This window comes from Amycolatopsis sp. NPDC043889 (assembly GCF_056435645.1).
The window spans coordinates 202,337-224,388 of the sequence record NZ_JBWKEC010000007.1; the positions used below are offsets into that span (position 1 = coordinate 202,337).

Sequence of the window (22,052 nt, forward strand, 5' to 3'; positions counted from 1 at the left end):
TTATCGCGCGAAGCCGAAATTAGTTACCGATCGTCGTCATGCCCAGCTCGGGAGCCCAGAAGACGCCGCAACGAGGTCAAACGCTCTTGGCTCGCGTCACCCTCGGTGACCACGTCGTCGAGTGCGCAGTCCGGGTCCGAGGGCGGCCCGAGGTGCCCGCAGCCGGAGGGGCACTCCTCGGCGGCCTCGGCGAACTCCTCGAACGCGAGCACGATGTCGTCGGCGGTCACATGGGCCAGCCCGAACGAGCGGACGCCGGGGGTGTCGACCACCCAGCCGCCGCCGGGCAGGGGGAGCGCGACCGCCGCGACGGACGTGTGACGGCCCTTGCCGACCGCGCTGACCACGCCGGTCGCCAGTCCGGCGTCCGGCACCAGCCGGTTGACCAAAGTGGACTTCCCGACCCCGGAATGCCCGACCAGCGCGGTGAGCCTGCCCTTGAGCCGTCCGGTCAGTTCTTCCGGATGCTCGTCGTGCCGGGTGACCACGGCGGGGATGTCGAGGCCCGCGTAGCCGGCGAGGAGTTCGTCCGGGCTCGCGAGGTCGGCCTTCGTCAGGCACAGGACCGGTTCGAGGCCGCCCGCGTAACAGGCGACGAGACAGCGGTCGATGAATCCGGTGCGCGGCGGAGGATCGGCCAGCGCGGTGACGATCAGCAACTGCTCGGCGTTGGCGACGACCACCCGTTCGAAGGGGTCGGTGTCGTCCGCGGTCCGGCGCAGCACACTGGAGCGTTCGTCCACCCGGATGATGCGGGCGAGGGTGTCGGGCCTGCCGCTCACGTCGCCGACGATGCCGACGGTGTCACCGACGACGACCGGGACCCGGCCCAGCTCACGGGCCCGCATCGCGGTGACGACCCGGTCCGGATCGGAGTCGATCGCGCAGGTCCAGCGGCCGCGGTCCTTGCCGATGACCATCGCGGTGGAGGCGTCCGCGTGCTCGGGGCGGCGTTTGCTGCGCGGCCTGGTGCCCTTGCCGGGACGGATCCGCACGTCGGATTCGTCCAGCCTGCGCCAGTCCTTGCCAGCCAAACCGCCTCCTGCTCTTCGCACACCGCGAAACTATGATCCCATGCTGCTCGCCAACGCCTCGGTAGCGTGTAACGATGGCTGTCGATCAGGGAGGTTTTCGCATGTGCGGGCGTTATGCCGCGACCAAGGACCCGGCGGCGCTGATCGACGAGTTCGCCGCGGTGGACCTGACCGAGGGCCGGGTCCGGACCGATCACAACGTGGCGCCGACCAAGGTCGTCCCCACCGTCGTGCAGCGGCATCCGCGTGACGCCGACGGCGCGGTGCTCGAAGACGAGCCCGCCGTGCGGTCGCTGCGGATGATGCGCTGGGGGCTGGTCCCGTTCTGGGCGAAGGACCCCGGCGTCGGCTCGAAGATGATCAACACGCGTGCCGAGACCGCCAAGGAGAAGCCGTCGTTCAAGAAGGCGGTTTCCGCGCGGCGTTGCCTCGTCCCCGCCGACGGCTGGTACGAGTGGCGGCGTGACGGCAAGGAGAAGCAGCCCTTCTTCATGACCGGACCGGGCGACGAGTCGCTCGCGTTCGCCGGGATCTGGGAGACCTGGCGGCCGAAGGACGACAAAGAGGCCGACCCGCTGATCACCTTCTCCGTGATCACCACCGACTCGGTCGGCAGGCTCACCGACATCCACCACCGCATGCCGCTGCTGATGCCGCGCGAAAAGTGGGACACCTGGCTCGACCCGGATCTGGCCGACGTCACCGATCTGCTCGTCCCGCCCCCGGCGGACCTGGTCGACACGATCGAGCCGCGGCCGGTGTCCAGCCTGGTCAACAACGTCCGCAACAACGGTCCGGAGCTGGTGGACCGCGTCGAACCCGCCGCCGAAAGCTTGCTCTTCGAGCTGCCGAACTCATGACGAAGCTGGAGATCGACACCGCCTACGGCCCCGCGCGGGCCGAGCTGCTCTGTGCCGAGGAAGGCGTCGCGGTGCTGATGCTCGGCCACGGCGCCGGCGGGGGGATCGGCGCGAAGGACCTGGTCGCGGTCACCCGCGCGGCGCAGGCGGCCGGTGTCCACGTCGCGCTCGTCGAGCAGCCGTACCGGGTGGCGGGCCGCCGGGCGCCCGCTCCCGCCACCCAGCTCGACACCGCGTGGCTCACCGTGGCCGACGAGATCTCCGCGCGCTTCGACGATCTTCCGCTCGTGTTCGGCGGCCGGTCGTCCGGGGCCCGCGTCGCCTGCCGGACCGCCGCGACGGGGCAGGCGGTGGCGGTGCTCTGCCTGGCCTTCCCCGAGCATCCGCCGGGGAAGCCGGAGAAATCCCGGCAGGGTGAATTGGACGCCGTCGAGGTCCCGACCCTGGTGGTGCAGGGCGAACGAGACCCGTTCGGCCTGCCGAAGGCCGGGCCGCATCACGAGATCGTGGTGGTCCAGGGCGACCACAACCTCAGCGCCGACCTCGAAGGCGTGTCACGCGCGGCCGCCGAGTGGCTGGAGCGTGTGCTGCGGCCGCTCACCTGAGAACCGCCGCCGGGCGTAGTGCACGGTGACTGCGGCCAGCAGCGGGCCCCAGAGCAGGATCGGCGCGTAACAAGCGGCCATGACGACGCCGTAGACCGGCGAGTCTTCCCAGCTTCCCGGCGCCATCGAAGAACCGGCCTCCGCCCAGCCGAACGGTGCTCGGACGCTCAGCGCGGTCAGGGTGATCGCGCCCGCGGCGGCCGGGAGGATCGCCGCGAGCGGCGGGATCCGGCGGCCACGCAGCCCCGGGATCCAGCGCGGCCACACTTCACCCCAAGGCCGGACGAGCCCGAGGGTGAGGAACGCGAGCGCTTCGGCGAGCAGGCTCAGGCCGAAGGCGTAGGCCGTGCCCCAGCCGGGGACGCCGAACTCGTCCAGCCCCTGCGCGGTGAACCCGACCGGGATGCCGAGGCCCATCGCGATCCGCCACAGCCCGGAGGGCAAGGTCGCCAGCAGCGTCGCGTGGGCGGCGAGGTTCGCCCACCTCGGTACGCCGGGCACGGTCTTGGTCATTTCGTCGCTCCCAGGAGGTCGTCGTTCGCTTGCCGACGACGATTCCCGAGCGTGGCCGCGTGATCTTCCCGCTGCGGACCGACTCCCCTCCCTCGCGAGAGTGAGTCTCCTCCCGCATTTCGTCCTCTGAATGCGGTCCTTGCGCGTGCAACTACCGCATTCAGAGGACGAAATGCGGGAGGTCAGCCGGCGATCGGGGCGACCACGGCACCGGTGAGCCGCGCCAGGTCGCCGGGCGCGAGTTCGACCTCCAGCCCGCGCCGCCCGGCCGAGCAGTGCACGGTCTCGAACTTCTCCGCCGACGAGTCGATCACCACCGGCAGCGTGCTCCGGTGTCCGAGCGGTGAGATCCCGCCCAGCACGTATCCCGTCGCGCGCTGCGCGGCGGCGGGGTCGGCCATCTTCGCCTTCTTCCCGCGCACGGCGGCCGCCAGCGCCTTCAGATCCAGCTGGCCGGTGACCGGGACCACACCGACGGTCAGTTTCCCGTCGACCTCGGCGACCAGTGTCTTGAACACGCGCGCGGGGTCGAGCCCCAGCGCTTCGACGGCTTCGAGGCCGTACGACTCGGCCCGCGGATCGTGGTCGTAGGCGTGCAGAACATGCGCCACCTTCTGCTTCGCCAGCAGCGCCGTCGCCGGGGTTCCCTTGCCTGCCATGGGCGGAGTCTACGAGCGCGCCGGGAATGCCCGACCGGGCGTCACTGTTGAAAGGCACGTGTCCACCACACTCGAAGCTCCCCGAATCCTGATCCCGCGCACGCCGGGCGGCCAGGTGATCCGCCCCCGCGTAAACTCGACGACGTCTCATGCGCACAAGCGCATCGACGCCGATCGGGAAGGGAACGGTTTGCCGAGCACGCAGAATCCCGCGCCGGACACGGGCACGGACGCCGAAGAGGCGGCCGCGCGGGCCGAGCGCTTCGAGCGGGACGCGATGCCCCTGCTCGACCAGCTGTACTCGGCCGCCATGCGGATGACCCGGAATCCCGCCGACGCCGAGGACCTCGTCCAGGAGACGTACCTGAAGGCGTACGCGGCCTTCGCGTCTTTCAAGGCGGGCACGAACCTCAAGGCGTGGATGTACCGCATCCTCACCAACACCTACATCAACGGCTATCGCAAGCGTCAGCGCCAGCCGGTGCAGCAGCCCACCGAGGAGATCACCGACTGGCAGATCGCCAAGGCGGAGAGTCACACCTCCAGCGGGCTGCGCTCGGCCGAGGTCGAGGCGATGGACAACCTGCCCGACGCCGACGTCAAGGAAGCGCTGCAGAAGCTGCCAGAGGAGTTCCGCCTCGCGGTCTACCTCGCCGATGTCGAAGGTTTCGCGTACAAGGAGATCGCCGAGATCATGGACACGCCCATCGGCACCGTGATGTCCCGGCTGCACCGCGGCCGTGCCCAGCTCCGTGACCTGCTCGCCGACGTCGCCCGCGAGCGGGGCTTCATCCGCTCGGGCAAGCAGCAGGAGGTGGCGGGGCGATGACCGAGGACTACTGCGCCGGCGCGGACGACAAGGTCAGGTGCGAGGAAGCCCTCGCCGACATCTACCTGCTGCTGGACAAGGAGTGCAGCGCCGAGCGCGACGCCGCCCTGCGCAAGCACATCGAGGACTGCCCGCCGTGCCTCGAGGAATACGGCATCGACGAGCACATCAAGCAGCTCCTCGCGCGCAAGTGCGGCGGCGACCACGCGCCGGACGACCTCAAGTCCCGGCTGCGGGCCTCCATCCGCCAGACCGTGCAGACCAAGGGCTCGATCACCATCGAGCGCACCGAGGTCAAGATCGAGCAGACCTTCGAGCAGTAGCGGCTCAGGACACACGAAGGCCCCCGTACCGATCGGTGCGGGGGCCTTCGCTGTCTGATCGATGATCAGGAGTTGGGCTTCTTGCCGTGGTTCGCGCCGTTCTTCTTACGGTCGCGACGCTTGCGGGCGCGCTTCGACATGTTTCACTCCTCGTCCGAGTGGCCCTCGCGGGGTGATACGACACCGCTGGGCCAGGGTCAACCTCTCCAGTGTGTCATGCGGCCCTCACCCTGCTTGGATGGGGACGTGTCCACCCTTTCCGATCTGCTCGCGGAGAACACCGGTCTGTCCGGTGAAGCCGCGGACCACCTCCAGACCGTGGTCGCCGAATGGCAGCTGCTGGCCGACCTGTCCTTCGCCGACTTCCTGCTGTGGGTCGCCGTCTCGGAGGAGCTGCAACCCGACGGCGGCGACTACGTGTGCGTCGCCCACGCACGCCCGACGACGGCGCCGACGGCCCATCCGGAGGATGTCGTCGGCTCCCGGTTCACCGTCGACGAGCACCCGCAGCTGGCCAAGGCCGGCCGTGAGGTGCGGATCTGCCGCGAAGAGGATCCGCACTGGTACCGCGACCTGCCGATGCGCCGCGAGGCCATCCCGGTGGTGTTCGCGGGCACGGTGATCGCCGTCCTCAGCCGCGAGACCAACCTGGCGGCCTCACGGGTGCCCAGCCCGCTCGAGATCGCGTATCTCGGCAGCGCGGGCGACCTGTGCCAGATGATCGTCGACGGCACGTTCCCCAGTCCGGGGAACCAGACGGACACGCATACGAGCCCGCGGGTCGGCGACGGCCTGATCCGCCTCGACCCGACCGGCACGGTGGTCTTCGCCAGCCCGAACGGGTTGTCGGCCTATCACCGGATGGGGCACGAGTCCGACCTCGTCGGGCAGCGCCTCGCGCCGCTGACCCGGTCGCTCATCCGTGACCCGTTCGACGCGACCGAGGTGTCGCACCGGATCATCGAGGCGCTCGACGGCAAGCCCAGCAGCCGGACGGAGGCGGATTCCCGCCGCGGCGCCGTCGTGCTCTTCCGTGCGCTGCCGCTGCGTCCCGCCGGGCAGGCCGCGGGCGCGCTCGTGCTGGTGCGCGACGTCACCGAGGTGAAGCGCCGTGACCGCGCTCTCCTTTCGAAGGACGCGACCATCCGCGAGATCCACCACCGCGTGAAGAACAACCTGCAGACCGTCGCCGCGCTGTTGCGGCTCCAGTCGCGCCGGACCTCCAGCGAGGAGGCGCGGCTGGCGCTCGGCGAGTCCGTGCGCCGGGTCTCGTCGATCGCGATGGTGCACGAGGCGCTGTCCATCTCGGTGGACGAGCGGGTCGACCTCGACAAGCTGCTCGACAACGTCCTCCCGATGGTCGGTGAGGTCGCGACGGCGGAGTCGCAGGTCGGGCTTTCGCGCACCGGTTCGTTCGGAGTCGTCGTCGCCGAGATCGCGACGCCGTTGGTGATGGTGCTGGCCGAACTCGTCCAGAACGCCATCGAGCACGCGTTCCCCGACGGACGGCCGGGCAAGGTCGAACTCGTGGTGGAGCGCTCCGCGCGCTGGCTCGACGTCGTCATCCGCGACAACGGGCGCGGACTCCCCTCGGGTTTCTCACTGGAACGCAGCGACGGCCTCGGGCTCCAGATCGTGCGGACACTGGTGGAGTCGGAGCTGCGCGGATCGCTGTCGATCAGGGGACTGCGCGGGGAATCCGAAGAGACCGGCGGACGACGGCTGGGAACCGAAGCGGCGCTGCGGATCCCGTTGTCGCGACGTCTCTAGTGGACCGTCCCTTTTGATCATCCACAAGGGACAGTCTCATCCGGACACGTTTTAGGGCCGGCGCCCGAAGAGAAAATGGCGCCGGCCCTGTAACGGTTCCGCGGGAGGACTTGGAAAGTCCGCTGAAGCCATACCCCCGTGGGGGCGTGTCGGCCTCGCTTGTTAAGCTCAAGTCGGGTACGTGTCACCTCGCGACGCACGGCCATGCGGCCATCGCGCCGCGGGAGTTTTCCCGAAGCTTGGGGTCTTGCTCAGTTGTGAGTAATGCGATGAAGCGTGCTGAGTCCGAAAGACTCAGGCGGAGGTACGCGTGCCGATGTGCGTACGACGGCGCTTCAGGGCCCGTCGCTCGTCCTCGCTCATCCCGCCCCAGACGCCTGCGTCCTGCCCGCTGGCCAATGCCCAGGCCAAGCAGTCGGAAGCGACGGTGCAGCGGTGGCACACGGCCTTCGCCTGCGCTACCTGCGACAGAGCAGGACCGCTGGTTCCCACGGGGAAGAACAGCTCGGGGTCCTCGTCTCGGCAGGCCGCGTCGTGGCGCCAGTCCATGTTTCTGAGCTCCTTCATAACGGCGCGGTACTCCGCGCCATAGTCGTCATGGCGGTCGTTTTTTTGGGTGCTTGTGAATGCTTTCACGAAGCACCCGTTTCGACAAGGGTTTTCTGAAGATCGGTGAGTCAGCTCACCCGGCCGAGCGACGCTTCTGACCTGCGGTTTCGGTCCGAAACGGCCTTCCGAAGGGAAGGCCGATGCGGTGAGCGGAGGTTCTGCGTCGATGAGCGGCAGTTCGTACTTTGCCGCAGGCGATCAGCGGTCCGGTCGTCAGACGATTACCGTCAGTGCTTCCGGGACGCTGAAGAACTCCACCCTCTTCCGCTGGCCGACGAGGTCGCCGTCCACCTGGAAGTTTACCGGTTCAGCAGCGTCTATGCGGATCATCGGCAGGTCATCGTGACGAAGGAGACGTCGCCCGCGTTGGTCGCTCTTCGTGAGCAATGCCTGCCGTACATGCTTGAACACGGTGGGCAATCCCAGACCGCTCAACGCGAAAAGGCCCAGTCCGGTGTCGAACGAGCTGTCCGGGTTCAGGTGGACGGGACGGTTGCCCAGGTAGCTCCACGGATCGGTGTTCGACACGAAAGCGGTCAGCACTTCGGTGGGCTCTTCACCCGGGATCCTGACCGTGAGCGGCGGGCGGCCGAGCGGAGGCCGCAGATGCGACGCCACCGCGGCCCTCAGGTAGAGCCCGGCGGTGGTCTGCTTGCCCCGGCGTTTGGCCACGCGGCCGACGACGTCCGCGTCCCAGCCCATGCCGGCGTTGAAGGTGAACCAGTGGCCGTCGGCGATCCCGAGGCCCACTTCGCGGCTCCGGTCGTTCTCGATGGCGTTGAGGAGCTGATGGGTCGCTTCCACGGGATCGTGCGCGATGCCCAGCGCCCTGGCGAAGACGTTCGCCGAGCCGCCCGGCACGACACCGAGCATGGGGGCGCCGCCGACCTTCGCCGGATCGCCGTCGGCGTCCGCGAGCAGACCGTTGACCACCTCGTTGACCGTGCCGTCGCCGCCGTGGGCGACCACCAGGTCGATCCCGTCGCGGGCGGCGGACCGCGCGACGGCCATCGCGTGACCGCGGTAGTCGGTCTCCACCACGTCGAGTTTGACCTGGCTGGCCAGTGCGTGCGCCAGCACGTCACGTCCACCGGCGGTGGTCGAGGTGGCCTGGGGATTCACGACGAGGATGGCACGCACATACCGCAGGGTAAGCCTCTTCGGCCCGAAGAGGGGAGCGTCAGGTGACGCGAAGCTCAATGGCCCGTGCGTCCTCGAAGCAGCACCGTATGGCCCTGTGGCGGGCGTCCCTCCTCACTGTCGGCTGGTGACAGCGCGTCGTGACAAGTGCACCCGGGCCGACCGCCCGCTCATCGACGACGCTTCCAATTCTTCCCATGCGGCGGCGAGGGAAAAACGGCCGACCGGGTGGCATACGATCGAAAGTGCTCACGTACGGTGACCCGCCCTGGTGGAGCGCCGTGTCCGGAAGCCTGGAAGGCTGTTTCGCCGTGTCCATCGCCGACAAGCTCTCGCCCGCGCCCCGTGAAGTCCGCCTCGCCGGGGCCGTCACCGCGCTGCCGGGGCTCGCCCTGATCGTGTTCGCGATCCTGCTCCTGGTCAACGGCCGGGCCGGACCGGAGAACCTCCTGGCCGAGGTCGCCTATTACCTCGTCCTCGCCGCCGGAACGCTGGCCTGCGCGGCCGGCCTGATGATGGGGAAGACCTGGGCGAGGTCGCCCGGCGTGGTCGTCGCGCTGATCCTGGTGGGCGTCGGCTGGTACGGCGCGGGCCCGTCCGGGCAGCCGGTGTGGGGAGTGCCGCTCGCGCTGATCGGCGTCGCCGTCATCGTGCTGCTGTTCCGCCGCCCTTCGCGCGCGTGGGCGCTCGGGATGCAGGAAGGCGAGAGCGAGGAAGAAGCCGCCGAGCGTGACGGCGCCGCGGGTCGCGCGGCGCGTCGTGAGCGCGAGGAACGCGACTCCTGAGCACGCGAGTCACGCCTTGGCTAGACCTGGGCGGCGAGCGCCTTCAGGGGTGCGTCAGTGAGGCGGTCGACGGTCCATTCGTCCATCGGCACCGCGCCGAGTGACTTGTAGAACCCCTGCGCCGGGTTCCAGTTGAGCACCGACCATTCGAGACGGGCGTAGCCGCGCTCGACGCAGACCGCCGCGAGGGTGGCCAGGAGCGCCTTGCCGAGGCCGGAGCCGCGCTGCTCGGGGCGGACGTAGAGGTCTTCCAGGTAGATGCCGTGCACGCCGCGCCAGGTGGAGAAGTTGAGGAACCAGAGCGCGTAGCCGACGATCTCGCCGTCGACCTCCGCGACGTGCCCGAACAGCCCCGGCGCTTCACCGAACAGTGCGACGCGCAGCTGCTCGGGCGTGAGGTGGCATTCGTCCGGGGCGCGTTCGAACTCGGCGAGGTCGTAGACGAGCTGGACGACGGCGTCCACGTCTTCTTCGCGGATGCGCCGGATGCGGTCGTCGCCCATTTCAGTCCTCTGTGGTGGGGAGCAGGTTGAGGTGTTCGATCTGCGGCTCGCCGCGTTCGTCGCCGAGCACCGCGACGCCGGCCGGGTCGAGTCCGAAGTGGACGCCCGCGGTCGACGGGAGGCCGATCCAGCGCGCGACCAGGACGCGGCTGAAATGCCCGTGGCCGACGATGATCACGTCACCCTCGCCGAGCGGTTCGCGGACGCGTTCGATCAGCTTGTCGGCGCGGGCGTTGACGTCCTCCGCGCTTTCGCCGCCGGGGATCGGATGCGACCAGACCGTCCAGCCGGGAACGGTCTCGCGGATCACCGGCGTGGTGACGCCCTCGTAGTCGCCGTAGTCCCATTCGGCCAGCTCTTCGGTGACCTCGTCGACGCGCAGCCCGGCCAGCTCGGCCGTTCGCAGCGCGCGGGTGCGAGGGCTGGAGAGGACGAGCGCGGGGTTGCCGCCGAGCACCGCGCGCAAGGTGCCGCCCGCCGCGCGGGCCTGCCCCTCGCCGGCGGCCGTGAGCGGGATGTCGGTGCGTCCGGTGTGCCGTCCGTTGACGGACCACTCGGTCTGACCATGCCGGAGGAGGAAGAGCCGATGTGCCACGTTGCGAATATAGCCTGCGGTCCGGTTATGCTACTGGTGAGTAACATGATGAGGAGACCGTGATGGCGCAGAATCCGACCTACGCGATGTGGAACCGGCTGGCGGGCAAGCCGGTCGGCAAACAGCTGTTCTCGGCGGCGATGTGCCTGCGTGTGCCGTACTTCCGGACGGTGCTCCCGTCGGTGCGCGAGTTGCGTCCCGGCCGGTGCGAGGTGACGTCCCCGAAGTGGTGGGGTGTTTACAACCACATCAAGACTTTTCACGCGATCGCGGCATGCAACCTCGCCGAGATCGCCATGGGCATGCTCGCCGAGGCGACCGTCCCGACGACGCATCGCTGGCTGCCCAAGGGGATGACGGTCGAGTACGTGGCGAAGGCCGAGACGAGCCTGCGCGCGGTCGCCGAACTGCCGGAGTTGCCGGAATTCGGCGACGAGGGCTTCGAGCTCCCCGTGCCGGTGACGATCACGGACACGAACGGAAAGACCGTCGTGACCGCGACCATCACCATCTGGGTGACCAAGAAGAAGTGAGCGCCTCCGCAATTAGTCCTCTGGATGCGGTCGTTGCGCGTGCAACTACCGCATTCAGAGGACGAAATGCGGGTCGTCAGAGGGGTTTGAACTGCACGTAGGTCGCCAGCTTGAAGGTGTTCCGCCCGCTCGCGGACGGCAGGCCGAGCAATTCGTCGGCTACTTGCGTCAGCGGGCCGCAACCGGTCGTGCGCGGCAGGGCGAGCTGCGAGTCGACGACGCCGAACTTCACCGTCGTGGGGTTCTGCGAGATCACCTCGAAGGGGACCGCGGGATCGTCCTTGACGACCGAGTGCAGCGGCTCGGCGAGGGTGCCGACCGCGCATTCCTTGGGCAGTAAGGGATGCCGCAGGGCCGCGTAGAGATCCAATTCGCCGCGGCGCTCGTCGTTCGACTGGAAGTCCGAGTAGCCGCCGTACTTCAGCTGCAGGCTCGTGCCGAAAGCGCCGCGGATCCGGGCGGGAGCGTGCCGTAGTTCGCCGAACACCTGCGCGTACTTCCCGGCCACTTTGCCTTCGGAGAACGTCAGTCGCATCTCCCCGAGCGGGATCTCCCGGTCGCCGATGGTGAGGACTCCTTGGGAGACAAACGCTTCGCAGCGCCAAGTGCCCGGGTCGGCGTTGGCGGGCGGGGCGGGGCAGGCGGAGAAGTCGAAGTCGGGCAGCGGCGACGGTGCCGCCGAGGCGTGGCCGGGGAAGGCGATGAGGGCGGCTGCGGACAGTGCGGCCGCGGTCGCGGCGAGAAGACGTCTCATGACCCGAAAGCGTGGTCTGCGCGAGTTTGAATCACATCGGGGAAGCCACCCAAGGGACCCCTGGAATCGCCACGTTCGGGTGAAAATAAACGGTGTTTACCCAGCTGACGCGAATCCGCTTCGGATTCGCCCTTGAAGACGGCTCGAACAGCGGGCGATCATCGGCCCATGTCCCCACTGTCGCGCCGCGGGTTCCTCGGGTTCACCGCGCTCAACTCCGCCGCCGCTCTCGGGCTCACCACGATTTCCACCGCACAGGCCGGAGAATCGTCGCCGGGCTTCTCGACGGCCGTGGTCGTCGGCACCGGGTACGGCGCCGCGGTGACCGCGCTCCGGCTCGGCGAAGCCGGGATTCCCACGGTCATGCTCGAAATGGGCAAACTGTGGGCCGACCCCGGTCCCGACGGCAAGGTCTTCTGCGACATGCTCCGGCCGGACCGGCGGGCCGCGTGGTTCAAGAACCGCACGCAGGCCCCGCTCGCGTCATTTCTCTGGATGGACCTGGCGAACCGGGACATCAAGCGGTACCCCGGTGTGCTCGACAGGGTGGACCACGGCGACATGTCCGTCTACGTCGGACGTGGCGTCGGCGGCGGTTCGCTGGTCAACGGCGCGATGGCCGTGACGCCGAAGCGGTCGTACTTCGAGGAGATCCTGCCCGGCGTCGACGCGGACGAGATGTACGGGAAGTACTTTCCCCTGGCCAACCGAGCCCTCGGCGTGAACCATATCGACCCGCACTGGTTCGAAACCTGCCGTTCCTACCGCTACGCGAGGGTTTCCCGGAAGGCCGCGACGCGGGCAGGCCTCAAGACGGTGTTCGTGCCCAGTGTCTACGACTTCGAGTACATGAAGCGGGAAGAAGCGGGCACGGTGCCGAGGTCGGCCCTCGCGTCCGAGGTCATCTACGGCAACAACCACGGCAAACGTTCCCTCGACAAGACCTATCTCGCGGCCGCGCTGGGCACCGGGAACGTGACCATCAAGACACTGCACCAGGTCCGGGGGATCACCCGGCAGAGCGACGGCACGTACGTCCTCACCGTGCACGAAACCGCCGAGGACGGCGCGGTCGTCGCGAGGAAACAACTCGGCGCGAAGTACCTGTTCCTCGGCGCCGGCAGCCTCGGTTCGACGGAACTGCTCGTGCGGGCACGGGAAACCGGCACGCTGCCCGGACTGAACGACGAGGTCGGCCGCGGCTGGGGTACCAACGGCAACGTGATGCTGGGCCGCGCCAACCACGCGTGGGATCTCGGCGGATCGCTGCAGTCGGGGATGCCCGCGCTCGGCATCGACGCGTGGGACGACCCGGTGAACCCGGTCTTCGCCGAGGTCGCGCCGGTGCCTGCCGGGGTCGAGACCTGGCTGAGCCTCTACCTGGCGATCACGAAGAACCCCGAACGCGGCCACTTCACCTACGACGCCGCCACCGACTCCGTGCGGCTGCGCTGGAACGCCGCGCAGGGGAAGCCGTCGATCGACGCGGCGAAGTCGTTGTTCGACAAGGTCAACCGGGCGAATCGCACGATCTACCGCAGTGACCTGTTCGGGGATACGCGGTCGTTCGAGAACCGGTTCACCTATCACCCGCTGGGCGGATTGGTGCTGGGTGAGGCCACCGACCTGTACGGCCGGGTGAAGGGCTATCGGAATCTCTACGTCACCGACGGGTCGCTGATCCCGGGCAGTACCGGCGTGAACCCCTTCGTGACGATCACCGCGCTGGCGGAACGGAACGTCGAACGGGTGCTGGGCGAGGACGTGGCGCGCTAGCTCAGTTCTCGGCTCGCAACTTTTCGTAGTAGGCCACGCAATCTTCGTATCGAGGAAGCACTCCCTGCTCCAAGGCCTCCTTCAGATAGGGCGCCGTGGTGTCCTTTTCGGACACCACGGGTTCGATCTCCTGGGGCCAGAGGAGCGCGAGATCCGCGTCCATCGGGTTGACGCCGTGCTCGCCCACCGGGTTGTACGGCTCGGAGCAGACGTACGTCATGACCGTGTCTTCTTCGAGTGCCATGAAGGCATGGCCGAGGCCTTCGGGGATGTAGACCGCTTTGTACTCGGTGCTGTCGAGCAGCACGGAGGCCGATTCGCCGAAGGTGGGCGAGCCGACCCGGAGGTCCACGATGATGTCGAGCAGCGCACCTCGCGGGCAGTACACGTATTTCGCCTGTCCTGGCGGGGTGTCCGCGAAGTGCACGCCGCGGATCGTGCCGCGCCGGGAGACGCTGGTGTTGGCCTGGCCAAGGCGAAAGCGGTGCCCGACCGCGTCGGCGAACGCCTGTTCCTGGTACGGCGCCACGAACAGACCGCGGTGATCGGGGAAAACCCGCGGGGTGAACTCGAAACAGTCGGGGATGCTGAGGCGCCTGGCTTGCATGACCCCAATGCTAACCAGGGCTGAGGCCGCCTTCCCAAACCGGATGGACGTCTTGCGAAACATCTCTTGAGCTGCGGAAAGCCGGGCCGGTTTGTGACATCAACCGCACCAGAGGGGCACACTGGTCCGCACGCCTGTCACAATGATCTGACCGCTGCGTCCGCGGCCGTCGCCACACCCACGGCACCGATGGCCGATTGGACGCTTCGCCGACAGGCCGGCGCTACCGCGCTGGGCTGCCGTGTCGGAGGACGAGTTACCCCAGGTGGCCGGGCCATGCCCAGTTTGGCCTGCTCACCGGCCAGTTCCCCCGCTCGCAGTCCCAGGAGAATCCCATGACCTTCGCTCGAATCGAGACTTCGCCGTCCTTAGACACGGCGGAAGCAATGACGGGAACCACGATGACCACGCCAGTGACGGACACCGAGATCTTCGAGGGTCACGAGGGCGGCAAGCTCTCCGTGGCCGCGACGCGCCCGATCTCCTCGCCCCGTGACCTTTCGGTCGCGTACACGCCTGGCGTGGCGAAGGTGAGCCGCGCGATCGCCGAGGACGCGGCCAAGGCGAAGCGGTACACGTGGGCGGACAGGCTGGTCGTGGTGGTCAGTGACGGTACGGCGGTGCTCGGCCTCGGTGACATCGGCGCGAGCGCCTCGCTGCCGGTCATGGAGGGCAAGTCGGTCCTGTTCAAGACCTTCGGCGGGCTCGACTCGATCCCGCTGGTGCTCGACACCACCGACGTCGACGAGATCATCGAGACCCTGGTCCGGCTGCGCCCGTCGTTCGGCGCGGTGAACCTGGAGGACATCTCGGCGCCGCGCTGCTTCGAGCTGGAGGACCGGCTCAAGGAGGCCCTCGACTGCCCGGTCATGCACGACGACCAGCACGGCACGGCGATCGTCACGCTGGCCGCGCTGCGCGGGGCGAACCAGGTCCTCGGCAAGGACATCTCCGGCCAGCGCGTGGTCGTCTCGGGAGCGGGCGCGGCGGGTGTGGCCTGCGCCAGGATCCTGCAGAACGCCGGCGTCGCGGACGTCACCGTGCTCGACTCGCGCGGCATCATCCACGAGGGTCGCGAAGGCCTGAACCCGATCAAGCAGAAGCTCGCCGAGACCACGAACACGGCCGGTCTGCGCGGCGGCCTCGGCGAGGCGCTGAAGGGCGCCGACGTCTTCCTCGGCCTGTCCGGGGCGACCATCGACGAGACCCTGCTGGCCGGGATGGCCGACGACGCGATCGTGTTCGCGCTGTCCAATCCCGACCCGGAGGTCCACCCGGTCGTGGCGTCGCGGTACGCCAAGATCGTGGCGACCGGGCGCAGCGACTTCCCGAACCAGATCAACAACGTGCTGGCGTTCCCCGGCGTCTTCCGCGGCGCGCTGGACTCCGGCGCGCGGGCGATCACGGAGAACATGAAGCTGGCCGCGGCCGAAGCGATCTTCGCCGTGGCGCAGGACGACCTCGGCCCGGACCGGATCGTCCCGAGCCCGCTGGACCCGCGTGTCGCGCCCGAGGTGGCCGCCGCGGTCGCGAAGGCCGCCGAGGCCGACGGCGTGGTGTGACGGTCCCTTTCACACTCGCTCAAGCGCCATGAAAGGCCCCTTCATTGCAAAATTCGCAATGAAGGGGCCTTTCATGGCGTGTGGGGGTTGCGCACGTCAGCCGGTAGGGATGGACAGATCGGCGCCGGGGACGAGGACGGAACCGGACAGCTGTGAGTCGGGCGAGTAGATCGTGCAGAAGACGGTGCGCACGCCGTTTTCCCAGCTCTCGCGTCCAGGCCCCAGGTAGCTCAGCTCGGCGTGGACACCTGACGCCTCGAGTCGCGGACGGTCCACGTTCTTGGCCATGATCCGCTGGCACTGAACCACGGCCTCCGCTCGCAGCTTTTCGGCACCGGGCCAGGAGGTGTCCGCCGGAGTGAAGGCCCCGATCGCTTCGGCGGCGTGCGCGCTCCCGCACGAAGTGAGTTCGACGGCGGCGAAAGTGCCTTTGACCGCGGGTTGATCGAAGCATCGCCCGACTTCAGGTGCGTGCGTCGGCGTGTCCTGCCGGCGGGGTCGCGCAACTCGCGCTCGGCGGGCTCGCGGTGTAGCGGTCCGGGTCCCCCATGGTGTTCCCGAGCAGCGCGACCCAGCCGATGGCCCAGAACGCGGCGGCCGCGAGGCCGCCGATCGCCAGGCCCCCGGCCCTGCTGTTTCCCGGGCCGGTCTGGGTGAGGGCGATGATGCCCAGGATGATCGCGGGGAGCAGCGGCAGGCAGCCGGCCAGGCCCAGTACGAGCGTGGCGATCGCCACGCCGCTGGTCGAACCTGTACGGCTGTGCTATCGGCGTTCCGTGGCCTTGAGGTCCGTGCATGGGACCGAACCTGGAAAGACCGCATGAAGTTCCGATGACACAACGGCCGGAAGCGCGGCTCAGCCGAGCAGCTCGGCCAGCCGGTGCCGCGGCAGGTCGATCAGCCGCGCGTCCGTCAGGTCCGGCGGCACGTCGAGCGAGACGTTCGCGAGCCGTGCGTGCGCCCGGGTCAGCAGTTCTTCCTGGTGGTCGACGGCGTCCGCGACGACGATGGCGTGCCGGTTGTCCGGGGTGCTCCGCAACAGCCGCAGCTTGTACTTCGCGCCGATCAGCCGGTTCAGCGCGGCCTGCGCCTCGGCGTTCGTCAGGTCGGGATGCGAGTTCGGGACCAGCAGCGCCAGCCTTCGCGCGTTGGTGCCCAGCAGGGTCCGTAGCAGCCACGGGCCGGGGTCGGCCGAAAGGTCCATCGCGACCGCGTCGCCCTCCGGGCCGGAGCCGGACCAGTCGACCGGACGCGACTCGAGCGCCAGCCCGCCTTCGGTGGCGATCTCGTGCAGCTTGTCCAGCAGTGACGGCTTGGCCGCACCGGCGGATTCCACCGACTGCGGGCCGTGCGTGTAGATCGCCGCCTTCCCCTTGCCGCCGCGGTTCTTCTTCGACTTCGCGGTCGGCTGGCAGACGTAGAGGTCCGCCGCGCTCCCGATCGCCTGCGCGCCGAAGTACCGGTTGAAGTCCGGCAGGATCGCCTCGAAGGTCAGCCCGAGCGTCGCGAGCGCCCGCTGCACCTGCGCGCCCAGCGCGGGATGGCGCGGGCTGTAACCGTAGGCGAGCAGCAGTCGTCCGTCCGAGGGTTCGGTGAGCGCCTGCACCCCGCGTGCCGCGAACAACCCCATTCCTTCGGGCGTGTAAGGCGGATCACTGAACACGAGATCCATCCGCCCGGTCACCGAGGGTGGGAGGCCGACGCGCAGATCCGTGTGCAGGGTGCGGATGGACCGCTCGCCGAGTTCGTCGATGTAGGCGAGAACACGATCGTCGAGGTCGACGACGGTGAGGTCCGCGTCGGGCCGCAACGCGCGCACGGCCAGTGAAGTGAGGTCGTGGTCGCCGAGGAACAGCAGCTTCGCCGTGCCGAGGTCGTACCGCTCGTCCAGCCACAACGCCCGGTTCAGCACCGTTTCCGGCGTCGCCTGCACGTGGTCCAGCGCGGCCAGCGGCGCGGGCACGTTCTCGACGTAGCTGGTGATGATCTTCAGCAGGTCGGGGTCGGATTTCCGGTCCCGTGCCTCGAAGCGCGCGTACTTCTCGCGCGCGGCGGGGGTCAGCCGGAAGCGGGCCTCGTTCCGCTCGAGGTCGTCGCCGAGCGCGTTCAGGACGTCTTCGACACTCCGGCGTGGCGCGGTGCTGATCCGGACCAGTTCGCCGAGGTCACGCCAATCCGTCCGGAGCAGGGAAATCACCTGATGGAGCGGTCGCACGTGGACACCGTGCGCCGCGAGGACGTCATCGACGGAGGAACTCACGCCACGCAGCCTAGGCCGTGTCCTGTGCGGCACGCTCGCGGTCTCCACGCCCAGGCTGCCCTGGATCACGGAGCCCATCGAGCGTGCCGCACAGGACACGGCCGGTGACCCGCCCCCTGGGACACCGTGCCAACAGGGCCGATCTGGGCTACGGTTTTTCGACCAGACATGGGGAGAGACACGTGACTATCGAGTTCCGTGGCGTGACCAAGCGGTATCCGGACGGGACGGTCGCGGTCGACGACCTGAACCTCACCGTGGAGGACGGCACCATCACCGTCTTCGTCGGGCCGTCCGGCTGCGGCAAGACCACGTCGCTGCGGATGATCAACCGGATGGTGGAGCCGACTTCGGGCACGGTGCTGCTCGACGGCAAGGACGTCAGCGACGGCGACCCGGCGTTGCTGCGCCGCGGCATCGGCTACGTCATCCAGCACGCCGGCCTCTTTCCACACAGGACGGTGCTGGACAACGTCGCCACCGTGCCGCTGCTGTCCGGCTGGGACAAGGGCAAGGCACGCAAGCGCGCGGCCGAGCTGCTCGAAACCGTCGGCCTGCCCGCGGAGCTCGGGAAGCGGTACCCCGCACAGCTTTCCGGTGGCCAGCAGCAGCGCGTCGGCGTCGCCAGGGCGCTCGCGGCGGATTCGCCGGTGCTGCTGATGGACGAGCCGTTCTCCGCCGTCGACCCGATCGTCCGCGAGGAACTGCAGGACGAGTTGTTGCGTCTTCAATCGCAGCTGGGGAAGACGATCGTCTTCGTCACCCACGACATCGACGAGGCCGTGCGGCTGGGCGACAAGATCGCGGTGCTCCGCGTCGGCGGGGTGCTCGCGCAGTACGGCACGCCTTCGGACGTGTTGCGTCATCCCGTCGACGACTTCGTCGCGTCCTTCGTGGGCAAGGATCGCGGCTACCGCGGGCTGTCCTTCCTGTCGGCGGACGGGATCGTCGTCGAAGAGGTCAAGCGGGTCGAGGTCGGCAAGCCCGCCCCCGGGCCGTCCGACGACTGGCAGGTCGCGGTCAACGCCGAGGGCCAGCCTCGCGGCTGGCTGCGTCCTGGGTCCACTGTGGACGGTGAGCTCGCGGAGACCGATCTCGTCGCGGGCGGATCCCTGTACGTCCAGGGTGCGCCGATCCGGGGCGCGCTCGACGCCGCGCTTTCGTCGCCCGCGAGCCTCGGTGTCGTGGTCGACGCCGACCAGAAGGTCCTCGGCGTGGTCAGAGCCCGGCAAGTCCTCGAGGTGATCGAAGCGCCGTCGCTGAGTTCCTGATGGGGGACTTCTTCGCGGAGCTCGGCCGCTACCTGGGCAGCGCCAACAACCGGTCGCAGTTCTTCGGCGACCTGCTCGACCACATCTACCTTTCGCTGGTCCCGCTGGCGCTGGGCCTGGTGATCGCGGTGCTGGCGGGTTGGCTCGGCCATCGCTACCGGGCCGTGTGCAACGTACTGCTCGTGGTGTCGAACCTGCTGTACACGATCCCGTCACTCGCCCTGTTCGTGGTGATCCCGGGCATCATCGGTTCGAAGATCCTCGACAGCGTCAACGTCATCGTCGCGCTCACCGTCTACACCGCCGCCCTGCTCGTGCGCCCGGTGCTGGACGCGCTCGACGCCGTCCCGCCGCACGTCGTCGCCGCGGCCACGGCGATCGGCTACAAACCCGCGCGCCGCTTCCTCGCCGTCGAGCTGCCGCTTTCGGTGCCGGTGCTCGCGGCGGGCGTCCGGGTGGCTTCGGTCAGCAACATCAGCCTGGTCAGTGTCGGCGCGCTGATCGGCACAGGCGGGCTCGGCGTGTTGTTCACCGACGGTTTCCAGCGCGAGTACTTCTCGCCGATCGTCGTCGGGATCGTCGCGACCCTGCTGCTCGCGCTGATCGTGGACCTGGTGCTGGTCCAGCTCCGCAATCTCCTCACACCCTGGGACCGGGTGGCGACCAAGGCGGGGGCGAAATGATCGGCGACGTCCTGAACTGGTTCGGCGACCCGGCCCACTGGCAGGGCGCGGACGGCGTCCCGGCCCGGCTGTTGCAGCATCTCGGCTACACGGCGCTGGCACTGGTCTTCGCCCTGTTCATCGCGATCCCGCTCGGGCTCTACGTGGGGCACACGGGCCGCGGCGCGGTGCTGCTGGTGAGTGGCGGCAACGCGATCCGCGCGTTGCCGACGCTGGGGCTGGTGACCTTCCTGTTCCTGCTCTTCACCGAAAGCGAGCTCTCGACGATCATCGGGCTCGTGGTACTCGCCATCCCGCCGATCCTCGCCGGGACGTACGCGGGTCTCCAGGCGACCGACCACGGCGTGGTCGACGCGGCGCAGGGCATCGGAATGACCGGCTGGCAACGGTTGTGGAAGGTCGAGGTGCCCATCTCGCTGCCGCTGGTGCTCGGCGGGGTGCGGAACTCGGTGCTGCAACTGGTGGCGACGGCCGCCGTGGCCGCCTACGTCGGGCTCGGCGGGCTCGGCCGGTTCCTGCTCGACGGACTGGCCATTTTGGACTATCCGCAGGTGGTCGCGGGCGCGGTGTTGACGACGTTGCTCGCGGTCGTGCTCGACCTCGCGCTGGCGGGTGTCCAGCGAGTGCTGGTGCCCAAGGGAGTTCGGCTGGCGCAGGCCGCGAGCGGGAAGAAGGCGAAGGCATGAGGCGGAGGGTGGCGGCTCTGTTCGCCGGTATCGCTTTGCTCGCTGCGGGCTGTGGCAACCCGCTCGCCGGAGGCGCCGAGGGCGGGGCGACCGGCGACATCATCATCGGCGCGTCCGACGTCGGGGAAAGCCTTCTGCTGGCCCAGATCTACGCGGGCGCGCTGCGCAACGCGGGCGCCGAGAACGTGACCGTGCGCCCGCCCGTCGGCAGCCGCGAGGTCGTCGTCAAGGCCCTGCAGGACAAATCGCTTTCGGTGGTGCCGGACTACAGCGGCAACCTGTTGCGCTACTTCGACAAGGACACGCAGGCGACCACACCGCGGGACGTCTACGCGCAGCTGAAACAGAAGCTGCCTTCCGGGTTCGAGGTCCTCGAACAAGCGCCCGCGGAGGACAAGGATCTGCTGGTGGTGCGCAAGGAACTCGCCGATTCCGGGATCCGGACGTTCTCCGATCTGGGCAAGCGGTGCGGGGAATTCGTGTTCGGCGGTCCCGGCCAGTGGAGCAGCCGCTGGAAGGACAAGATCAAGGCGCTCTACGGCTGCGAGTTCGCCGAGATCCGCACGACCGACACCGGCGGCCCGGTCACGGTCGCCGCGCTGAAGTCGGGTGACATCCAGGTCGCGGATCTGTTCAGCACGTCGTCGTCGATCGCCGCGAACGGGTTCGTCCCGCTGGTGGACGACAAGAACATGTTCCCCGCGCAGAACATCGTGCCGCTTGTCGCGAAGGGGACGTTGTCGCCGAAGGAGGTCGACGCGTTGAACCGGGTTTCGGCGGTGCTCACGACCGACGAGCTGACCGAGTTGAACGTCCAGTTCAGCGAGGAGAAGCGCAACCCGCTCGACGTCGCCGAGGAGTTCCTGCGCCGGAACAACCTCCTCGCGCCCGCCTGACCCCATGCATTTCGTCCTCTGAACGCGGTCCTTGCGTGTGCAACTACCGCATTCAGAGGACTAAACGCGGGAGGAGGGCTAGAGGCGGTCGAAGGCGGGTGAGTAGCGGAACTCGCCCTGGAGACCGGGCGTGTACGCGCGCAGGGTGCGGACCTGGAAGTGCGGCGCCCATTCCGCGACCGGCGGCGTGATCCCGTGCCGCGAGGCGAGCACGAAGCCGAAGCGGGAGTAGTAGTTCGGGTCGCCCAGCAGGACCACGGCGCCGTAACCGAGCGCGTCCGCCGCGCCGAGCACGGCGTGCACGAGCGCGGAGCCGACGCCGGAAGCGTGATGCCGGGGCAGGACTCCGAGCGGGCCGAGACCGACCGTGGACTTCTCGTCGGAGCCGAGTTTGGCCGGGCTGCAGCAGACGTGCCCGACGACCTCCCTGTCGCGTTCGGCCACGATGGACAGTGCGCCGATCAGGTCACCGTCCTCCCGCAGTTCGTCGACGAGTTTCGCCTCGACCACCGGGACACTGAGTTTCTCGAACGCGGCCAGATGGACGGCGTGGATCGCCTCGCGGTCGGCCGGGGTTTCCTGTCGGAGCAGCATGCGCCCGAGTGTGCTCCATCCGAAGGTAGGATGGAAATCGATTTCCGCGCCGCGAGGTCGCGACTTTAGTAGGCGGCCATCCGTGTGTACTTCCACGGCGTTGAAACGGCCGAGGGGACGGAAAACGACCACCAGATGTGCGGATCCCCAATTCTTCGTGGGCCGTACGGCGGTAAAACGCGACTAAAGGCGGGGGCTGAACGGT

At 68.7% G+C, this 22,052-nt stretch carries 26 protein-coding genes and 1 pseudogene; 13 read left to right on the forward strand and 14 right to left on the reverse strand.

Translation table 11 applies throughout. From position 1 onward, the window contains the following. Nucleotides 1-23: 23 nt before the first annotated feature. The gene (rsgA, locus tag AC0685_RS16685; RefSeq protein ID WP_478226312.1) at nt 24-1,034 is read right to left on the reverse strand and encodes a ribosome small subunit-dependent GTPase A; all 1,011 of its coding nucleotides are present in this window, start codon (nt 1,032-1,034) and stop codon (nt 24-26) included. 101 nt (nt 1,035-1,135) lie between these two features. Here rsgA and AC0685_RS16690 point away from each other — a divergent pair, with 101 nt between their 5' ends. Continuing rightward, complete coding sequence (locus tag AC0685_RS16690) at nt 1,136-1,894, forward strand: SOS response-associated peptidase (RefSeq protein WP_478226414.1); 759 nt, start codon at nt 1,136-1,138, stop codon at nt 1,892-1,894. Beyond that, a complete protein-coding gene (locus AC0685_RS16695) occupies nt 1,891-2,499 on the forward strand; it encodes an alpha/beta hydrolase family protein (protein ID WP_478226313.1) in 609 nt (202 codons plus the stop codon). The genes AC0685_RS16690 and AC0685_RS16695 overlap by 4 nt, the downstream gene beginning before the upstream one ends. On the opposite strand, the gene AC0685_RS16700 is transcribed toward AC0685_RS16695, so the two are convergent. Next, complete coding sequence (locus tag AC0685_RS16700) at nt 2,449-3,012, reverse strand: hypothetical protein (RefSeq protein WP_478226314.1); 564 nt, start codon at nt 3,010-3,012, stop codon at nt 2,449-2,451. The two genes, AC0685_RS16695 and AC0685_RS16700, sit on opposite strands and share 51 nt — an antisense overlap. Before the next feature lie 182 nt (nt 3,013-3,194). Next, a complete protein-coding gene (gene ybaK, locus AC0685_RS16705) occupies nt 3,195-3,671 on the reverse strand; it encodes a Cys-tRNA(Pro) deacylase (protein ID WP_478226315.1) in 477 nt (158 codons plus the stop codon). A gap of 190 nt (nt 3,672-3,861) precedes the next feature. Here ybaK and AC0685_RS16710 point away from each other — a divergent pair, with 190 nt between their 5' ends. Then, nucleotides 3,862-4,500 (forward strand): sigma-70 family RNA polymerase sigma factor, encoded by a 639-nt coding sequence (locus AC0685_RS16710; protein WP_126735738.1) that lies wholly within the window; start codon nt 3,862-3,864, stop codon nt 4,498-4,500. Further along, nucleotides 4,497-4,823, forward strand: a complete 327-nt coding sequence (gene rsrA / locus AC0685_RS16715) for a mycothiol system anti-sigma-R factor (protein ID WP_340687175.1) — start codon at nt 4,497-4,499, stop codon at nt 4,821-4,823. The genes AC0685_RS16710 and rsrA overlap by 4 nt, the downstream gene beginning before the upstream one ends. 65 nt (nt 4,824-4,888) lie before the next feature. Here rsrA and AC0685_RS16720 read toward each other — a convergent pair whose 3' ends face one another. Continuing rightward, a complete protein-coding gene (locus AC0685_RS16720) occupies nt 4,889-4,963 on the reverse strand; it encodes a 50S ribosomal protein bL37 (protein ID WP_369299112.1) in 75 nt (24 codons plus the stop codon). A gap of 106 nt (nt 4,964-5,069) precedes the next feature. Here AC0685_RS16720 and AC0685_RS16725 point away from each other — a divergent pair, with 106 nt between their 5' ends. Continuing rightward, nucleotides 5,070-6,593 (forward strand): sensor histidine kinase, encoded by a 1,524-nt coding sequence (locus tag AC0685_RS16725; protein WP_478226317.1) that lies wholly within the window; start codon nt 5,070-5,072, stop codon nt 6,591-6,593. 294 nt (nt 6,594-6,887) lie between these two features. Here the strand turns inward: AC0685_RS16725 and AC0685_RS16730 are convergent, their stop codons facing one another. Then, nucleotides 6,888-7,142 carry a WhiB family transcriptional regulator gene (locus AC0685_RS16730; RefSeq protein ID WP_007028999.1) on the reverse strand — a complete coding sequence of 85 codons (255 nt, stop codon included), beginning with the start codon at nt 7,140-7,142 and terminating at the stop codon, nt 6,888-6,890. Nucleotides 7,143-7,415: 273 nt separating this feature from the next. Continuing rightward, on the reverse strand, nt 7,416-8,342 hold the full coding sequence (locus AC0685_RS16735) for a diacylglycerol/lipid kinase family protein (protein WP_478226318.1): 927 nt from the start codon (nt 8,340-8,342) through the stop codon (nt 7,416-7,418). A gap of 245 nt (nt 8,343-8,587) precedes the next feature. Here AC0685_RS16735 and AC0685_RS16740 point away from each other — a divergent pair, with 245 nt between their 5' ends. Next, nucleotides 8,588-9,127: a hypothetical protein gene (locus AC0685_RS16740; protein WP_478226319.1), complete on the forward strand. Its 540-nt coding sequence runs from the start codon at nt 8,588-8,590 to the stop codon at nt 9,125-9,127. Nucleotides 9,128-9,147: 20 nt separating this feature from the next. On the opposite strand, the gene AC0685_RS16745 is transcribed toward AC0685_RS16740, so the two are convergent. Together AC0685_RS16745 and AC0685_RS16750 are read right to left on the reverse strand one after the other, a co-directional pair. Next, the gene (locus AC0685_RS16745; RefSeq protein ID WP_478226320.1) at nt 9,148-9,630 is read right to left on the reverse strand and encodes an N-acetyltransferase family protein; all 483 of its coding nucleotides are present in this window, start codon (nt 9,628-9,630) and stop codon (nt 9,148-9,150) included. A 1-nt stretch (nt 9,631) separates the two neighbouring features. Continuing rightward, complete coding sequence (locus AC0685_RS16750) at nt 9,632-10,225, reverse strand: acid phosphatase (RefSeq protein WP_478226321.1); 594 nt, start codon at nt 10,223-10,225, stop codon at nt 9,632-9,634. 62 nt (nt 10,226-10,287) lie between these two features. Here AC0685_RS16750 and AC0685_RS16755 point away from each other — a divergent pair, with 62 nt between their 5' ends. Then, on the forward strand, nt 10,288-10,758 hold the full coding sequence (locus tag AC0685_RS16755; RefSeq protein ID WP_478226322.1) for a hotdog fold domain-containing protein: 471 nt from the start codon (nt 10,288-10,290) through the stop codon (nt 10,756-10,758). 76 nt (nt 10,759-10,834) lie between these two features. On the opposite strand, the gene AC0685_RS16760 is transcribed toward AC0685_RS16755, so the two are convergent. Next, nucleotides 10,835-11,512: a hypothetical protein gene (locus AC0685_RS16760; RefSeq protein WP_478226323.1), complete on the reverse strand. Its 678-nt coding sequence runs from the start codon at nt 11,510-11,512 to the stop codon at nt 10,835-10,837. Nucleotides 11,513-11,680: 168 nt separating this feature from the next. Here AC0685_RS16760 and AC0685_RS16765 point away from each other — a divergent pair, with 168 nt between their 5' ends. Next, on the forward strand, nt 11,681-13,288 hold the full coding sequence (locus AC0685_RS16765; protein ID WP_478226324.1) for a GMC oxidoreductase: 1,608 nt from the start codon (nt 11,681-11,683) through the stop codon (nt 13,286-13,288). Between the two features lies 1 nt (nt 13,289). Here the strand turns inward: AC0685_RS16765 and AC0685_RS16770 are convergent, their stop codons facing one another. Continuing rightward, nucleotides 13,290-13,895 (reverse strand): dTDP-4-dehydrorhamnose 3,5-epimerase family protein, encoded by a 606-nt coding sequence (locus AC0685_RS16770; protein ID WP_478226325.1) that lies wholly within the window; start codon nt 13,893-13,895, stop codon nt 13,290-13,292. Nucleotides 13,896-14,281: 386 nt separating this feature from the next. Here AC0685_RS16770 and AC0685_RS16775 point away from each other — a divergent pair, with 386 nt between their 5' ends. Further along, complete coding sequence (locus tag AC0685_RS16775) at nt 14,282-15,457, forward strand: NAD(P)-dependent malic enzyme (RefSeq protein ID WP_425342001.1); 1,176 nt, start codon at nt 14,282-14,284, stop codon at nt 15,455-15,457. A 96-nt stretch (nt 15,458-15,553) separates the two neighbouring features. Here the strand turns inward: AC0685_RS16775 and AC0685_RS16780 are convergent. From AC0685_RS16780 to AC0685_RS16790, 3 genes and pseudogenes are all read right to left on the reverse strand, one after another. Then, nucleotides 15,554-15,919 (reverse strand): annotated as a pseudogene (locus AC0685_RS16780) (septum formation family protein); the annotation flags it as partial. Between the two features lies 1 nt (nt 15,920). Continuing rightward, complete coding sequence (locus tag AC0685_RS16785; RefSeq protein WP_478226420.1) at nt 15,921-16,193, reverse strand: hypothetical protein; 273 nt, start codon at nt 16,191-16,193, stop codon at nt 15,921-15,923. A 120-nt stretch (nt 16,194-16,313) separates the two neighbouring features. Beyond that, the gene (locus AC0685_RS16790; RefSeq protein WP_478226326.1) at nt 16,314-17,717 is read right to left on the reverse strand and encodes a bis-aminopropyl spermidine synthase family protein; all 1,404 of its coding nucleotides are present in this window, start codon (nt 17,715-17,717) and stop codon (nt 16,314-16,316) included. Nucleotides 17,718-17,899: 182 nt separating this feature from the next. On the opposite strand from AC0685_RS16790, the gene AC0685_RS16795 reads away from it, so the two are divergent. The 4 genes from AC0685_RS16795 to AC0685_RS16810 are packed head-to-tail and all read left to right on the forward strand — an operon-like array spanning nt 17,900 to nt 21,253. Beyond that, the gene (locus AC0685_RS16795) at nt 17,900-18,988 is read left to right on the forward strand and encodes an ABC transporter ATP-binding protein (RefSeq protein WP_478226327.1); all 1,089 of its coding nucleotides are present in this window, start codon (nt 17,900-17,902) and stop codon (nt 18,986-18,988) included. After that, nucleotides 18,988-19,671: an ABC transporter permease gene (locus AC0685_RS16800; protein ID WP_340687187.1), complete on the forward strand. Its 684-nt coding sequence runs from the start codon at nt 18,988-18,990 to the stop codon at nt 19,669-19,671. The genes AC0685_RS16795 and AC0685_RS16800 overlap by 1 nt, the downstream gene beginning before the upstream one ends. After that, complete coding sequence (locus AC0685_RS16805) at nt 19,668-20,357, forward strand: ABC transporter permease (protein ID WP_478226328.1); 690 nt, start codon at nt 19,668-19,670, stop codon at nt 20,355-20,357. Before AC0685_RS16800 ends, AC0685_RS16805 begins: the two co-directional genes overlap by 4 nt. Continuing rightward, nucleotides 20,354-21,253 carry an ABC transporter substrate-binding protein gene (locus tag AC0685_RS16810; protein ID WP_478226329.1) on the forward strand — a complete coding sequence of 300 codons (900 nt, stop codon included), beginning with the start codon at nt 20,354-20,356 and terminating at the stop codon, nt 21,251-21,253. The genes AC0685_RS16805 and AC0685_RS16810 overlap by 4 nt, the downstream gene beginning before the upstream one ends. A gap of 78 nt (nt 21,254-21,331) precedes the next feature. Here the strand turns inward: AC0685_RS16810 and AC0685_RS16815 are convergent, their stop codons facing one another. Continuing rightward, complete coding sequence (locus AC0685_RS16815; RefSeq protein WP_478226330.1) at nt 21,332-21,847, reverse strand: GNAT family N-acetyltransferase; 516 nt, start codon at nt 21,845-21,847, stop codon at nt 21,332-21,334. Between the last annotated feature and the right edge of the window lie 205 nt (nt 21,848-22,052).

Bases quoted from the DNA above. Each gene is read 5' to 3' on its own strand.
- AC0685_RS16745 (WP_478226320.1), bottom strand. From the start codon at position 9,630: ATGGGCGACGACCGCATCCGGCGCATCCGCGAAGAAGACGTGGACGCC.
- AC0685_RS16775 (WP_425342001.1), top strand. From the start codon at position 14,282: ATGACGGGAACCACGATGACCACGCCAGTGACGGACACCGAGATCTTC.
- AC0685_RS16690 (WP_478226414.1), top strand. From the start codon at position 1,136: ATGTGCGGGCGTTATGCCGCGACCAAGGACCCGGCGGCGCTGATCGAC.
- AC0685_RS16770 (WP_478226325.1), bottom strand. From the start codon at position 13,895: ATGCAAGCCAGGCGCCTCAGCATCCCCGACTGTTTCGAGTTCACCCCG.
- AC0685_RS16815 (WP_478226330.1), bottom strand. From the start codon at position 21,847: ATGCTGCTCCGACAGGAAACCCCGGCCGACCGCGAGGCGATCCACGCC.
- AC0685_RS16730 (WP_007028999.1), bottom strand. From the start codon at position 7,142: ATGGACTGGCGCCACGACGCGGCCTGCCGAGACGAGGACCCCGAGCTG.
- AC0685_RS16755 (WP_478226322.1), top strand. From the start codon at position 10,288: ATGGCGCAGAATCCGACCTACGCGATGTGGAACCGGCTGGCGGGCAAG.
- AC0685_RS16805 (WP_478226328.1), top strand. From the start codon at position 19,668: ATGATCGGCGACGTCCTGAACTGGTTCGGCGACCCGGCCCACTGGCAG.
- AC0685_RS16810 (WP_478226329.1), top strand. From the start codon at position 20,354: ATGAGGCGGAGGGTGGCGGCTCTGTTCGCCGGTATCGCTTTGCTCGCT.
- AC0685_RS16700 (WP_478226314.1), bottom strand. From the start codon at position 3,012: ATGACCAAGACCGTGCCCGGCGTACCGAGGTGGGCGAACCTCGCCGCC.
- AC0685_RS16695 (WP_478226313.1), top strand. From the start codon at position 1,891: ATGACGAAGCTGGAGATCGACACCGCCTACGGCCCCGCGCGGGCCGAG.
- rsrA (WP_340687175.1), top strand. From the start codon at position 4,497: ATGACCGAGGACTACTGCGCCGGCGCGGACGACAAGGTCAGGTGCGAG.
- ybaK (WP_478226315.1), bottom strand. From the start codon at position 3,671: ATGGCAGGCAAGGGAACCCCGGCGACGGCGCTGCTGGCGAAGCAGAAG.
- AC0685_RS16800 (WP_340687187.1), top strand. From the start codon at position 18,988: ATGGGGGACTTCTTCGCGGAGCTCGGCCGCTACCTGGGCAGCGCCAAC.
- AC0685_RS16765 (WP_478226324.1), top strand. From the start codon at position 11,681: ATGTCCCCACTGTCGCGCCGCGGGTTCCTCGGGTTCACCGCGCTCAAC.
- AC0685_RS16760 (WP_478226323.1), bottom strand. From the start codon at position 11,512: ATGAGACGTCTTCTCGCCGCGACCGCGGCCGCACTGTCCGCAGCCGCC.